The sequence below is a fragment of the Paraglaciecola algarum genome, from assembly GCF_021532655.1.
Classification (GTDB): domain Bacteria; phylum Pseudomonadota; class Gammaproteobacteria; order Enterobacterales; family Alteromonadaceae; genus Paraglaciecola; species Paraglaciecola algarum.
In genome coordinates, this window is record NZ_JAKGAS010000013.1 from 16939 (window position 1) to 32410 (window position 15472).

Annotated in this window: 12 protein-coding genes; 5 read left to right on the top strand and 7 right to left on the bottom strand. The window is 39.7% G+C overall.

Features of this window, described 5'->3' with window-relative positions; all coding sequences use genetic code 11:
• Window positions 1–237: 237 nt before the first annotated feature.
• Window positions 238–4128, bottom strand: coding sequence for a phosphoribosylformylglycinamidine synthase (purL, locus tag L0668_RS17825; protein WP_235314085.1), 3891 nt, complete (start codon window positions 4126–4128; stop codon window positions 238–240).
• 262 nt (window positions 4129–4390) lie between these two features.
• Between purL and mltF the strand changes: the two genes are divergently transcribed.
• The gene (gene mltF / locus L0668_RS17830; protein WP_349815657.1) at window positions 4391–5827 is read left to right on the top strand and encodes a membrane-bound lytic murein transglycosylase MltF; all 1437 of its coding nucleotides are present in this window, start codon (window positions 4391–4393) and stop codon (window positions 5825–5827) included.
• Window positions 5828–5963: 136 nt separating this feature from the next.
• On the top strand, window positions 5964–6116 hold the full coding sequence (locus tag L0668_RS17835; protein WP_235314086.1) for a hypothetical protein: 153 nt from the start codon (window positions 5964–5966) through the stop codon (window positions 6114–6116).
• A gap of 14 nt (window positions 6117–6130) precedes the next feature.
• On the opposite strand, the gene tadA is transcribed toward L0668_RS17835, so the two are convergent.
• Window positions 6131–6628, bottom strand: a complete 498-nt coding sequence (tadA, locus tag L0668_RS17840; RefSeq protein ID WP_235314087.1) for a tRNA adenosine(34) deaminase TadA — start codon at window positions 6626–6628, stop codon at window positions 6131–6133.
• A gap of 198 nt (window positions 6629–6826) precedes the next feature.
• Between tadA and L0668_RS17845 the strand changes: the two genes are divergently transcribed.
• Complete coding sequence (locus L0668_RS17845; RefSeq protein ID WP_235314088.1) at window positions 6827–7069, top strand: phage shock protein B; 243 nt, start codon at window positions 6827–6829, stop codon at window positions 7067–7069.
• A gap of 78 nt (window positions 7070–7147) precedes the next feature.
• On the opposite strand, the gene L0668_RS17850 is transcribed toward L0668_RS17845, so the two are convergent.
• The 5 genes from L0668_RS17850 to guaB all read right to left on the bottom strand — a co-directional run bounded on the left by L0668_RS17850 (window position 7148) and on the right by guaB (window position 12597).
• Window positions 7148–8272, bottom strand: a complete 1125-nt coding sequence (locus L0668_RS17850) for a 1-acyl-sn-glycerol-3-phosphate acyltransferase (protein ID WP_235314089.1) — start codon at window positions 8270–8272, stop codon at window positions 7148–7150.
• Window positions 8273–8382: 110 nt separating this feature from the next.
• Entirely contained in the window at window positions 8383–8925 is a 543-nt protein-coding gene (locus tag L0668_RS17855) for a YaeQ family protein (RefSeq protein WP_235314090.1), read from the bottom strand.
• Window positions 8926–8960: 35 nt separating this feature from the next.
• Window positions 8961–9422 (bottom strand): GNAT family N-acetyltransferase, encoded by a 462-nt coding sequence (locus L0668_RS17860; protein WP_235314091.1) that lies wholly within the window; start codon window positions 9420–9422, stop codon window positions 8961–8963.
• Between the two features lie 47 nt (window positions 9423–9469).
• Complete coding sequence (gene guaA, locus L0668_RS17865) at window positions 9470–11047, bottom strand: glutamine-hydrolyzing GMP synthase (protein ID WP_235314092.1); 1578 nt, start codon at window positions 11045–11047, stop codon at window positions 9470–9472.
• An 80-nt stretch (window positions 11048–11127) separates the two neighbouring features.
• Window positions 11128–12597, bottom strand: coding sequence for an IMP dehydrogenase (gene guaB, locus L0668_RS17870; protein ID WP_235314093.1), 1470 nt, complete (start codon window positions 12595–12597; stop codon window positions 11128–11130).
• Window positions 12598–13025: 428 nt separating this feature from the next.
• Here guaB and xseA point away from each other — a divergent pair, with 428 nt between their 5' ends.
• Together xseA and L0668_RS17880 are read left to right on the top strand one after the other, a co-directional pair.
• Complete coding sequence (gene xseA / locus L0668_RS17875) at window positions 13026–14375, top strand: exodeoxyribonuclease VII large subunit (protein ID WP_235314094.1); 1350 nt, start codon at window positions 13026–13028, stop codon at window positions 14373–14375.
• Window positions 14376–14414: 39 nt separating this feature from the next.
• Window positions 14415–15416, top strand: a complete 1002-nt coding sequence (locus tag L0668_RS17880; protein ID WP_235314095.1) for a DUF3500 domain-containing protein — start codon at window positions 14415–14417, stop codon at window positions 15414–15416.
• Window positions 15417–15472: the final 56 nt, after the last annotated feature.

The window sequence follows — 15472 nt, forward strand, 5'->3', positions numbered from 1 at the left end:
TGAGTGGCTAATACGCAGATGTTTTCGTCCTTGTCAACACGCAAAATAATATAGTCTCTATTTAGCTGATATACAAGGGTTTTATTATAAAGTAATCAAAAATAGTCTTAAGTACTATTGACATGTAAAAATATTGTGAAGTCAACAAGCTGTTTCAGAATGAATTAGGGTAAATAAAAAAGGCGCTAATTACTTAGCGCCTTACTTATGAGTTAATACGTGAATTTAAAGCTTATTTTAACCTAAATAAACTCGCGCATTTCTAAACATTCTCATCCAAGCACCGTCTTCTTGCCAATCGGCTGGATGCCAAGAGTTAGCGACTGTTCTGAATACACGTTCAGGATGTGGCATCATAATAGTGGCACGGCCATCAGCGCTAGTTAACCCTGCAATTCCTAAAGGTGAACCATTAGGATTAGCTGGATATTGTTGAGTCACTTTTCCATAGTTATCAACATACTGCAAAGCGACGGCAGAGCTTTGTAGAGCCGTGTTGGCACCTTGCTCGGCAGCAAACTCTGCACGACCTTCACCATGAGAAACCGCAATTGGCATGCGAGAACCTTGCATTCCATTAAAGAATACTGACTTAGATTCTTTAACTTCTAACATAGCAACACGTGCTTCAAAGCGCTCGGATTGGTTAGTCACAAAGTGAGGCCATAAATCAGCACCAGGAATTAAAGACTTCAAATTAGATAACATCTGGCAGCCATTACACACACCTAGCGAAAATGAATCGTTACGAGCAAAGAACTCTGCAAATTGATCACGAGCCATGTTATTAAACAAAATAGATTTTGCCCAACCTTCGCCTGCCCCTAAAACGTCACCATAAGAGAATCCACCACAAGCGACTAAACCTTTAAAATTTTCAAGAGATTGTTTACCCGATAAAATATCACTCATATGAACATCTATGGCACTGAATCCAGCGCGATCAAATGCGGCAGCCATTTCCACATGGGAGTTAACCCCCTGCTCACGTAAAATAGCCATTTTAGGTGCTAAACCTTTGGCAATATATGGGGCGGCTACATCTTCAGTCACATCAAAACTTAACTTGGCGTGTAAACCAGGATCTTTTGCGTCTGCTTTGGCTGCAAACTCTTGCTCAGCACACTCAGGATTATCTCTAAGTTTTTGCATATGGCGTGTGGTTTGCGCCCAAGTTTGACGATAAGCCACTCGACTGTTTTCTAATACAACTTGATTATTTTGTGAGAATACGATTTGGTCTGTGTTATTTAATCCACCAATTTCATGTACTACTTTTTGTAATCCATGTTCAGCCAACACAGCTAACACTTTTTCTTTATGCTCAGAGGCTATTTGCACTACAGCCCCTAATTCTTCATTAAATAATATTTCGATAGGTTGACCTGTCAAACTATCTAAATTGATATCTAAACCCGTTTTACCAGCAAAAGCCATTTCAACTAATGTGGCAAATAATCCACCATCAGAGCGGTCATGATAAGCAAGTAACATCTTATCTGTTACTAATTGTTGGATCGCTAAGAAGAAGCCCTTGAGTAGTGGCGCAGAATCAACATCTGGCGCTTGATTACCTAATTGTTGATAAACTTGCGCTAAACAAGATGCACCTAAACGGTTTTGACCTTGGCCTAAATCGATTAGCAATAATTCAGTTTCTGCTACTTGAGTATTTAGCTCTGGAGTTAAGGTTTTACGAATATCTTGAACCGCACCAAAGGCAGTAATCACCAAAGATAAAGGTGATGTAACAGACTTATCAGTCCCATCTTCTTGCCAAGTGGTTTTCATCGACATGGAGTCTTTACCCACTGGAATTGTGATATCCAGTGCTGGGCATAACTCTTCACCGACTGCTTTAACGGCTTCATACAAACCAGCGTCTTCACCTGGGTGACCAGCTGCCGACATCCAGTTAGCAGACAAATTAATACGCTTAAAATCACCGATATCAGCAGCGGCAATGTTGGTTAAAGATTCCCCCACTGCCATACGAGCTGAAGCTGCATAATTAATTAAAGCAATAGGAGTGCGTTCACCCATAGCCATAGCTTCACCTTGGTAGGTGTCATAAGCACTAGCGGTAACAGCTACATCGGCCACTGGTACTTGCCAAGGCCCAACCATTTGGTCGCGACATACCATGCCTGTTACTGAGCGATCACCGATTGTAATTAAAAATGTTTTTTCAGCTACTGTAGGTAAACTTAAAATGCGCTCTGCCGCTTCAGCAAGTTCCATCACACTAGTATCAACTGCTGGTGTATCTAATTTTTTAGATTGCACATCACGGTGCATTTTAGGTGTTTTACCTAACAACACGTCAAGTGGCATATCGATAGGGTTATTCTCAAAATGACTATCACTTAGAGTAAGATGTTCTTCAGCTGTCGCTTCACCTACAACTGCAAACAAAGCTCTTTCGCGACGACAAATTTCAGTGAACAGCTCTAAGTTTTCCGGGGCGACCGACATGACATAACGTTCTTGAGACTCGTTACACCAAACTTCTAGTGGCGACATGCCTGGTTCATCATTAAGTACATTGCGTAATTCAAAACGCCCGCCACGACCAGCATCACTGACTAACTCAGGGAAAGCATTAGACAATCCGCCTGCGCCCACATCATGGATAAATTGAATGGGGTTTTTGTCACCTAATTGCCAACATTTGTCGATAACTTCTTGGCAACGGCGTTCCATTTCTGGGTTACCACGTTGTACTGATGCAAAATCTAGATCTTCATTAGATTGCCCAGAAGCCATGGATGATGCAGCCCCACCTCCTAAACCAATATTCATGGCTGGGCCACCTAAGGCAATTAATTTAGCGCCTACTGTGATTTCACCTTTTTGAATATGTTGCTTACGAATGTTACCTAAACCACCGGCTAACATGATGGGCTTGTGATAACCGCGAACTTCTTCACCGTTAAAACTATTTACTTTTTGTTCGTATGTTCTGAAGTAACCTAAGATGCTCGGACGACCAAATTCGTTGTTAAATGCTGCGCCCCCTAAAGGCCCATCCATCATAATGTCGTAGGCATTAACGATACGGGCAGGTTTACCGTAATCTTGCTCCCAAGGTTGTTCATAACCTGGAATGCGTAAGTTAGAAACCGAAAATCCTACTAAGCCCGCTTTGGGTTTTGAACCTCGGCCAGTAGCTCCTTCATCACGAATTTCACCGCCTGATCCGGTAGCTGCACCAGAAAACGGTGCAATTGCTGTCGGATGATTATGGGTTTCAACCTTCATTAAGATATCAATATCTTCGTGATGATAAGAATATTCATTACTATCTGCTGATGGGAAGAAACGCCCAGCAAAGCTGCCTTCCATTACAGCAGCATTATCTTTGTAGGCTGAATGAACATTTTCACCGCAATGTTCATAGGTATTTTTAATCATTTTGAACAATGATTTAGGTTGCTCTTGACCGTCTATGGTCCAATCGGCATTGAATATTTTATGACGACAATGTTCTGAGTTTGCTTGAGCAAACATATACAACTCAACATCATTTGGATTACGGCCTAAACGTGTAAAGTTATCAAACAAATAATCCACTTCGTCGTCCGCTAAGGCTAAACCTAAACGAATATTTGTTTGCTCTAACGCTTGTTTACCTTCTTCAAGCATTTTCACTGAAGTGAGTGCTGTAGGTTGACCTTGCACAAATAACGTTTCGGCTTGAGCCAAATCAGTTAACACCACTTCTGTCATGCGGTCATGTAACAAACCTTTAACTTTAAGCAATTGCTCTGGTGTCAGGTTTTCAGCTTGTAGATAATAAGCCACGCCGCGCTCTAATCTTTGCACCGAGGTTAATCCACAATTGTGAGCTATGTCGGTTGATTTAGAAGACCAAGGAGAAATGGTGCCTGGTCTAGGTGTGACCAACAACAATAAACCTTCAGGTTCGTGCTCTTGGATAGATGGGCCATAAGTTAATAGTTTAGCCAATACTTCACTTTGCTGATCCGATAGAGGACTTTTAACTTCAGCAAAGTGTACATATTCGGCATAAATACCCGTGACAGGAAGGTCATTTTCAGCAAATTGAGAAAGACACTTTTCAACTCTAAAATCAGATAAAGCAGGCGTACCGCGAAGCACTAACATTATGGTCATCACCTTGTAGCAGAATTCACTAAACAACTTATGTTAGCGAATCAATTAATGGGAAATTTTAAGGCGCGAATTATAGGTCAATTTGATCAAATTGATAAGTCTAGATGCTGAATTAACACTCTTTTGTTGTTACTACTTTGCTTTACCTAACTAAAGCACTGGATGATTTAGTTTATTTTGGTCACAATAGAAATATGAACCCAAGTAGTTATCACTGTTTATTGTCCAAGAGGTCAGAATTATCCGTTTATTTATTCGCTTAGTTTCGATTGCTTCATTGCTTGTAATAGGCGGCTGTAACGATGTTAAACAACCTTCAAACTTAGCTGAGGTGTTAGACACGGGTGTTTTAAAAGTAGGCACCACATACGGCCTGACTAACTATTACAATGGCCCTTCTGGGCCAGTTGGTTTTGAATATGAACTAGCCGACGGTTTCGCCAATTATTTAGGGGTTAAACTTGAAGTTTTCCCCTTCTACAACTTAAGTGAACTATTCCCACAATTAGCAAACAATCATATCAATCTTGTTGCAGCGGGAATAACGGTTAGCCCTGAACGAGCCCAAACCTTTACATTTGGGCCTGCTTATCAACAAGCTAGTGAAAAACTGGTATTCAAACAAGGCAAAGAATGGCCGAGAAAAATCGAAGATTTAAACGGCGAATTAGTGGTGATAGCTGATAGTAGCCATCATGAAAGTTTGCTCAAAGTCAAACAGAACTATACTCAACTTAGTTGGCAACAAACTGAAGACAAAGACGTTGAAGAGTTATTAGAAATGGTACTCAACGAAGATTTGGACTATACAGTTGCCGATTCAAACATTTTAGCCCTTATGCGCCGCAGACATCCTGAACTGGCTATTGGATTTTCAGTTAGTCCAGAACAAAACATAGCGTGGGCGGTTAATAAAAATCAAGACGACTCATTATTAGCGGCACTTATCGAATACTTTGGCATAATTCAAAGTAATGGCACCTTAGCCGCACTTGAAGATAAATATTTTGGCCATGTAAGAAACTTCAACTATGTCGATACCAGAGAGTTTATTAAATCGGTAAGAGATATTTTACCAAAGTTTAAACCATGGTTTGAACAATACTCTGGGGATTTAGATTGGCGATTGTTAGCTGCTATGAGTTATCAAGAAAGTCATTGGAAACCTAATGCTAAATCGGTAACGGGTGTACGCGGGTTAATGATGTTAACTCTGGCCACAGCAAAAGATATGGGCATCAAGTCTAGGCTCGACCCGGAACAAAGTATCAAAGGTGGCTCGACTTATTTAGCCAGTATCTTGAGACGGATCCCTGCGCGTATTCAGCCGCCTGACAGCACTTGGTTTGCTCTAGCCGCTTATAATATTGGCTTAGGCCATTTGGAAGATGCTCGAGTGCTAACAGATCGACAAGGTGGCAATCCAGATATGTGGGTTGATGTTAAACAGCGTCTTCTCCAACTAAGGCAAAAACGTTACTACAAAACCACTAAGTATGGTTATGCTCGCGGTAACGAAGCTGTAGCTTATGTTGATAACATCCGAAGATATTACGACACCTTAGTTTGGTTAGATGATCAGCCTCCACAGATTTTGGAAGAGCAATCACCTTCAGAAAAAGGCGCACCTATTAACGAACTTCAACCAGCAATAGAAAACTCTAGCACTTCAATTACTGCTCAAAATTAAATCAATTCAATCTAACTTTGTCACAATCTAGTAACAATCTTGCTTTATTTTGTGTTTAATGAAACTTTTTGAGCTTTCTATGGTTCATAGTAAGCAAGGAAGGTTTAGTGAATTTTAATAAAACAAAGGAGTTAAAATGAAAAAACGTACAACCATATCTAATAGAAGGTCGCTATCGAGTAACAGCCGTAGACGACAACTTTTAAAACGTGTTCATCAAAAAGTAGTTTCACGTAGACAAAGTTTCCAAGTCACTGAATTAAACGAAGACCTAGCAGAAGCTTGCTAGTATTTTTTGAAGTACTAGCTTTCTTCACGCTTTTTCTGTTTTAATTTCTTTTTCTCTGCTCTACGTCGTTTAAAAAAAGCAGATAATCTATCTCCACACTCTTGAGCCAATACCCCTGAACTAATTTCAACTTGATGATTGAGCTTTTCATCCTGCAATAAATTCATCACACTACCCGCTGCTCCAGATTTATAATCTGACGCGCCAAACACTAATCGCCTAATTCTACTATGCACTAACAAACCAGCGCACATAGGGCATGGTTCTAAGGTGACGTATAAAGTTGTATCAATAAGTCGGTAATTTTCAATCACGCAACCAGCTTGACGAATAGCCATCATTTCTGCGTGAGCAGAAGGATCATGCTGAAGAATAGATTGGTTCCAGCCCTCACCTATTATTTGACCATCTTTTATTAAAACAGCCCCAACTGGGATCTCACCTTGTTGTTCAGCATTATTTGCAAGCGACAGTGCATGCCGCATCCACTTTTCATCTTGTTGTTTATTCAAAAGATTTCACACTTTTAATAATTTGGCGAATTTCATCAAATAGTTAGCCAATTTAACCAATATGAATATGGTTATTTAATCAAAAAAATTATAACCTAATGATATTCAAGAAGTTTTAATTCTGGTCAACTATTTGCTTTGTATGTCACATAAGCATAAACTTTTTATTATCTGAGACAAAGAAAAAGGAACAACAAAATGAATATGACAGCCATAGCTATAGTCGCCATAGCATGTTGGGCAGTAGTTGAGTTAGTAAATGGACCTAAAAACCGCAAAAAATCCAAATCGTCGCAAGAGCCAGATCAAGCAACCCTTGATTTACAACAACAAGTAGAAGCCATGCGTGAACGAATTGAAACCCTAGAAAAAATTGTCACTGATGAAAAATATGATTTACATCGTCAGTTTGACGATTTGAAAAAAGACAAAGTTGCCTAGAGTTACTCTCACTTTTAAAAGAACCTTATTTTGTTAATATTTAATTAAAAATAAGGTTCTTGGTTTCTTTCAAAAAATCTAACTTTGCTGCTTCAAAAATGCAGTAGCATACATAGTTAACAATTTATTTTGTTCTTTGTCTGACAAGTCTTGCATGCGTTTTAGCAAATATTCTTTAGCTGAGCTTTCAAGCTTATCATTGCTAGAATAATCCACACTTGTATTCAACATATCCGCAGCCACAGGACCAGTAGAAAAAGGTTTATAACCAGACAATATTGCTGTATCTAAATGTTCAGCCACTTGTTTGGCATTTTCAAACTCGCCGATAAGCTGCTCACCAAAATGTACATGTACTTTACCTTTTTGCCCGGTAATACCATTCACTATGCTGCGCACATCTTCGTTATCAGGTTTGTCGTAACAGCCTTCATCTTCAAGTTGTTGAAGTTCTTTTGCCTTACTAATATCACAAGGATCAAATTCGTAAGAAATTGACACAGGCACAATTCGTAAACTTTTAATGTAATCAGCAAACTCAGTGGTTTTGGGTTTATTTAACGACAACATAGAAATGATCGCAGGGTTAGTTTGATCATTGCCATCTTTAGCACGGCCTTCTCTTTGTGCTATCCAGATATGCTGATGCTCAGAATTCAAGGTAAACTCAATGTATTCACTAAGCAATTTTGCAGCAGCTAGTTTCTCACGTCTGTCAGTTGCCGAACGTTTAACAATAAAACATTTATTTAAGCGAATAAGGTCAGCTACCCATTCTTTTTTAAGTAGATTATCACCCACCGCAATTCTAACTGTATCTTGTTCGTTCATATGCAGGGCCCAGTTTACAAAAGCCGGATCTAATGCAATATCTCTGTGGTTACTGATAAACAAACAAGCTTGGGATAAATCTAATTTATCTAGACCACTCACAGTAAATGACGAAGTGGTGGTGCTGATCATACGCTCCATATAAGGGCTGATTAGATGCTGGAAATCTCTCGGAGTCTTCACATTAGCCATTTGTTTAAGAATATATCTACGAGTTAAATATGCCAAAAACGGTCGTAAACACTTAGGCCAAGCAGAGAACTTAAAGGCCACTAAACTGGCAATAAACTCTTTATTATTAAATAGTTTATTTAAAACAACGGGGATATCAGCGTCTTCGTATGGACGAATAGAGTCAAACTTATTGGACATTAGAGATATTGAAAATTCTTATTGGAAATTTTAGCCGCACATTGTGCCGATAAATACTAGTTTCGGCAAATGCTTTAATAAAGGTCAGCCCAGTAAAGATAACTGCCAAGTCACTGCAAATTCTTCCAATTCACTTCGACTTGTTGTTCAGAACCGGCAATATATACGGATTCACCGCTAATAGTGACTGACATTTCTACAGTTCGATCAACTAATTGGGTTAATACTTGGATTTCTTCCCATTCAAACTGTTTTACTTCGACATTCAGCTTTTCAAATTGTGCTTGCGAGTGTTTCCACCACACATCTGATTTGGAATTAAAACTGTACACAAAAGTTTGCTTGGCTAAACGGGTGGCTTTTTTAATCCGCTCAAATGAGGGCTCGCCCACGTCTAGCCATAGGTGTAATTGGTCATCTAAGCCTTTAAGCCAAATATCTGGCTCTTCAACGGAACTTAACCCTTTGGTAAAGGCTAATAACTTTTCATCATCTTGATGAGCATGTAAACAAAACGCCAAAACTCTAGCCATCATTCTGGCTAGAGTTTCAGAAGGGTGTAAAGCTACGGTTAGATTTAATGCATCAAAATGATCATGATTTAAGTCAGATAAAGAAATCTTAAATTTATAGATGGTCGGCTTAATAGCCATAAGGTTTGTATTTCCGCGGTAAGTGGCTAAAACATTTACAAAGACAATTTAAGTTCGACTAATGATGGTTCAAACCCGAGTTTTTTATAAGCACTAGTTGCCGGTTGATTTTGAGCATAGGCCTCTAAATAAAAATCACTAAACCCTAACGATTTACCCCAAGCAATTAGCGACTCAACCACTCGTTGATTTATGCCCTGACCTCTATAATTTGGTGCCACATACATAAATCCAAGATAAATATGTTGGTCATGAATTAAATGGGCTTTCGATTCTCGAATACGTGCATAACCTGAGGCAATGAGTTCACCATCAAGCTCGGCTACCATAACGGTAGAGGTATCAGCTTCTATTAATGCACCTATGTCGTAATAACAAAAGTGTTCAGACTTTAAACAAGGATTAAAAGGACGCTCAGCGTTAATAATCCCCTGCTCAAAGTCTTTTAGTATGGGTAAGTCGGCCTTAACTGCAGCTCTTATTTTTATATTACTCATCAACTATTCGAACTCTTTATTCATGTTAAAACTTGCTGGTGACCTATTTATTCCCACTCAATAGTGGCAGGTGGTTTACCTGACACATCATAAACCACACGGGAGATACCGTCTATTTCATTGATAATACGATTCGATACCTTACCTAAGAAATCATAAGGTAAATGTGCCCAATGGGCCGTCATAAAGTCAATAGTTTCAACAGCACGTAATGACACAACCCAATCATATTTACGCATGTCACCCATTACACCAACCGACTTAACCGGTAAAAACACGGTGAAAGCTTGGCTAACTTTATGGTACAAATCAGCAGCATGGAGCTCTTCAATAAAAATAGCATCTGCTCTGCGTAATAAATCACAATATTCTTTTTTCACTTCACCTAATACACGCACACCTAAGCCAGGTCCTGGGAACGGATGGCGATATAACATGTCGTAAGGCAGGCCTAACTCAAGACCAATTTTACGTACTTCATCTTTAAATAATTCACGTAACGGTTCAACTAAGCCCATTTGCATATCGTCAGGTAAACCACCTACATTATGGTGAGACTTGATCACATGGGCTTTACCTGTAGCCGATGCCGCTGATTCAATTACGTCTGGGTAAATAGTGCCTTGAGCTAACCATTTGGCGTCAACTAACTTTTTAGATTCTTCATCAAATACTTCAACGAATACACGGCCAATGATTTTACGTTTTGCTTCTGGCTCAGATTCACCCGCCATAGCATTTAAAAACCTGTCTTCAGCTTCAATCTTACGAATATTTAAACCGAAGTGGTCGCCAAACATGTCCATCACCTGCTGTCCTTCGTTTAAACGCAACAAACCGTTATCCACAAACACACAGGTCAAGTTTTTGCCAATCGCTCTGTGCAACAACATAGCCACAACCGATGAATCCACACCGCCAGACAAACCTAAAATAACTTGGTCGTTGCCAATTTGTTTTTTCATTTTGGCTACAGCATCTTCAATGATCGCCGCTGGTGTCCATAGTTTTTCACAACCACATACGTCTAAAACAAACTGAGATAAAATACGCTCACCTTGGCGAGTGTGAGTCACTTCTGGATGGAACTGCACGCCGTAGAATTTCTTTTCGTCATTTGCAAAAGCAGCAAACGGACAGCTATCTGTTTTAGCAGTAGTTGTAAAACCAGGAGGCGCGGCACTGACTTTATCGCCATGGCTCATCCACACATCTAATAAAGCGTTGCCATTGTCGCCAATGTGATCTTCGATATTGTTGAATAATGCCATTTCCCCTATGACTTCAACTTGTGCATAACCAAACTCTTTTAAATTAGAGCTTTGTACCGCACCGCCTAGTTGCTGCGCCATAGTTTGCATGCCGTAACAAATACCTAAAACCGGTACGCCAGCATCAAACACATATTGCGGCGCGCGAGGCGAGTCATCTGCATGTACAGATTCAGGGCCACCAGATAAGATAATACCGTTAGGGTTAAAGTCACGGATCTGTTCTTCGCTAACATCCCACGCCCATAATTCACAATACACACCTATTTCTCGAATTCGGCGTGCAATCAATTGTGTATATTGAGATCCAAAGTCTAGGATCAAAATACGTTGGTCATGAATATCTATGCTCATCTGGTTACTCTTTTAAAAATAGAAAATTGGCTTAAGAACTTGCCTTAAGCCATAAAACAAAACAGTTAATTAAGAACTAATTAACCTAATCGGTAGTTTGGCGCTTCTTTGGTGATACTCACATCATGTACATGAGACTCGCCCATACCAGCTGCGGTGACTTTCACAAATTGTGGTTTAGTACGCAAAATGTCGATTGTAGCAGAGCCTGTTAGACCCATTGCACTGCGCAGGCCACCCATTTGTTGATGGATAATATTAGCGATCGGTCCTTTATAGGCAACACGGCCTTCGATACCTTCTGGCACTAATTTTTCAGCACTTTTACTATCTTGGAAATAACGATCCGACGAACCATTGTTTTGATCCATAGCGCCCAATGAGCCCATTCCGCGGTATGACTTGTAATAACGCCCTTGATACAACTCAACTTCGCCTGGTGCTTCTTCAGTACCAGCTAACATGCTGCCTACCATCACACAACTTGCACCCGCCACTAATGCTTTGGCAATGTCACCAGAAAAACGAATTCCGCCGTCAGCAATAACAGGTACGTCCGTGTCTTTTAGTGCATCAACTGCATCAGAAATCGCAGTAATTTGAGGTACACCACAGCCTGTAACAATACGCGTAGTACAAATTGAACCTGGACCAATGCCCACTTTAACCGCATCAACACCTGCATCGGCTAAGGCTTTAGCACCTTCACCTGTAGCTACGTTACCTGCAATAAGTTGTACGTCGGGGTAGTCTGCTCGAATTTTTGTGACTCTGTCAATTACGCCTTGAGAATGGCCATGAGAGGTGTCAACTAACAACACATCTACGCCAGCTTCAACTAATAATTTAATACGTTCGTCGGTACCGGCGCCAACGCTTACCGCAGCACCAACACGTAATTGGCCTAATTCATCTTTACAAGCATTAGGTTTGCTTTCGGCTTTTTGGAAATCTTTTACTGTGATCATGCCAGTTAGTTTAAAGGCATCATCAACGACTAAAATCTTTTCAATGCGATGCTCGTGCATCAAATCTAGCACTTGCTCAGAGGGTGCACCCGCTTTGACAGTGACTAAATCTTCTTTGCCAGTCATAACACTAGTAATAGGTTTGTCTAAACTGTTTTCGAAACGTAAATCTCGGCCAGTTACAATACCCACTAGGTTATTATCTTGATCAACAACTGGAAAACCTGAAAAGCCATGACGTTTACTTAAGGCGTTAATTTCACCAATAGTGGCGGTTGGTAGAACTGTCACAGGATCTTTCACCACACCACTTTCGTATTTTTTAACAATGCGCACATGTTCGGCTTGTTGTTCTGGTGTCATATTTTTATGAATAAACCCAATCCCACCTTCTTGGGCCAACGCAATAGCTAAACGCGCTTCAGATACAGTATCCATAGCGGCAGAGATAAGAGGGATATTTAAGCTGACTCCGCGAGTTAGTCTAGTTTTTAGACTGGCGGTATGAGGAAGAACATCTGAGTGCCCAGGCACTAACAAAACATCGTCAAACGTAAGGGCTTCTTTAGCGATCCTTAACATGCAATATCACCTATAAATGGGGTTTTAATTGCGGCGTGATTCTAGAGGATTTGTTCTTTTCAGTCTAGTTATTATCGCGTTAATCCATGAGATTTTTGCCAAGAATGGATTTAATACCAAATTGTATGCACAATTGTCCACTCAGCGAGAGTTAAAATTGATTTAATCAAGGCGTGGTTTTAATGGTCTAGTTGTTCTAAATCGATAAGCCGCAACGCAGAGTAAGTCAGTTTTAAACTCGCCCATGGGAAGACCTGACAACCTCCATAGCTACATTGTGATATCTCGAAAGGGCAACCAGCATTCCTTCAAAATCACGCTTTGCTCTGAAGGTTGTCAGTCCTTCTGAGCTGGGTAATTGTTTATACAGTTTGGTATAAATCAGTTAAACTGCAATTAATTACATTTTATTCATATTTTATTGGTTAATGTTTAACACACAATCAAACTCAAAGAACATTCTTACTGTTAGTAAATTAAACCGTTTAGCTCGTTCCGTTTTAGAAACTGAAATTGGCCAAATTTGGTTATCAGCCGAAATCTCTAATTTTGTGGCAGCTGCCTCAGGTCATTGGTACTTCACCTTAAAAGACAACCGCGCTCAAGTTAAGGGCGCCATGTTTAAAGGCGCTAATCGTCGAGTAGAGCAAAAACCCAAAGAGGGCGATAAAGTGCTAGTCAGGGCCAACATTGGACTATACGAACCAAGAGGCGATTATCAAATCATTGTTGAGCACCTTGAGCCTGAAGGTGAAGGCCAGTTAAAACAACAGTTTGAACAACTTAAACAACAACTCGCATACGAAGGCTTGTTTGCCACCGAGCATAAACAAGCCATTCCGCAACAAATACTTAGCGTAGGAATTGTGACATCAGCCACAGGGGCTGCTTTACATGATATTTTAACCGTTTTAAAACGTCGTAATCCTGCTATACAGGTAGTGATTTATCCAACCCAAGTACAAGGCGATTTAGCGCCAGAACAAATCGTTAATGCGATAAATATAGCTAATCATAGAAACGAAGTAGATGTACTTATAGTAGGACGTGGTGGCGGTTCATTAGAAGATTTATGGTGTTTCAATGACGAAAGAGTTGCCAGAACTATTTTTGCTTCTAGCTTACCGATTGTTAGCGCAGTGGGTCACGAAGTCGATGTGAGCATAGCTGATTTTGTAGCAGACTTACGGGCCCCTACGCCATCAGCCGCAGCCGAATTAATTAGCCAAGATCAACTTGAATTAAGTCAGAATATCTCCACTCTTGAGCACAAGCTAGCCAAAGCTTTTAACACCAACCTACAGGTTTTCAGCCATCAGCATAAAGTACTGAACCAAGCTTTGTTACAAAATCATCCGCAAAAGCAGTTACAACAAAAAGCCCAGTATCTAGACCAATTACAAGATAAGCTTAATCTGGTATTTAACCGAAACTTCAGCCAAAACAAACAGCAATTTAGTCATTTAAATAGTCGATTAAATTTATCATCACCAGACAAGCGTATCGCCCAAGAGCAGCACAATTTAAGTGAATTACAAAATAAGTTACACCGAGCTTGCCAACAATTATTGAAGAACAAACAACAAACCTTAGCTAACAATAGCCATTTATTAGACACTGTGAACCCACTCGCTACTTTATCTCGTGGATACAACATTAGCTTTAACAAAGGTGAAATTGTAAAAAGTGTAAAACAATTAGAATCTGGTGATGAGATTGTTAGCCGTTTCGCCGATGGTGAAGTGACTAGCCAAGTAAGTGATATCAAAACCCAATGAAAATGCCAATTTAAAACTATTAACTTTAAGTGAAACCCAATGCTACATAGAGCAATTTTTTTACTTAGTCTTACCCTTACCCATATTAGTTTGAGTGTGACTGCCAGTGAGTTAACTAATAATACAGTTAACTTTGTTAATAGTCTCGACCCACAACAGGCTTCTTTGGTTTTATTCAAGTTCAAAGACGAAGAGAGATTTAACTGGAAGTTTGTACCAACTGCTCGCAAAGGGCTTCCTCTTAAAGAGTTAAATGCTCAACAAAAACAACTGGCCATTATTGTATTAAAATCTAGTTTAAGTGAGCAAGGGTTTAACAAAGCCACCAGCATTATCGACTTGGAAGAAGTACTAAAAGTATTAAACAATGAAGCATATCGCGACACAGAACTTTATTACCTAAGCATTTTTGGCCAACCACAAAACGATAATATTTGGGCGTGGCGTTTTGAAGGCCACCACTTGTCTCTTAACTTTACGGTTGAACAGGGTAAGTTAGCCGCTGTCACACCTAATTTTTGGGGAGCTAATCCAGCTAACGTACCATCTGGCGATAAACAAGGTTTGCGGGTGTTAAAACTCGAAGAAGATCTAGCAAGAGAGCTCATCAATAACTTATCGGCAGAACAACAAAAACAGGCGATAATTTCAAACAAAGCATACAGAGACATATTGACTAGAAATCAACAACAAGTCTCACCTTTAGCCAATAAAGGCATTTTATTTTCAGCCTTAAACTCAGAACAAAAAGCACAATTATTAGGGATTATTTCAGTATATTTAAACAATATGCCAAAAGATCTGGCTCAAAGTCGATACCAACAAATTCAATCTCACTCTATTAATAACTTACAGTTTGCATGGGCAGGCAGTATCAAGGTCAATCAAAAACACTATTACCGTATTCAAGGTGACTCATTCTTAATTGAATACGACAATGTGCAGAACAATGGCAATCACATTCACACTGTTTGGCGAGATTTTAAAGGGGATTTTGGTCGAGATTTATTACAAGAACATCATACTAAACATAAACACTAGAGCGGGATGTTAAAGAAGTTAAGGAATAAACAGAAAACTCGCCAAAGTTAATATTT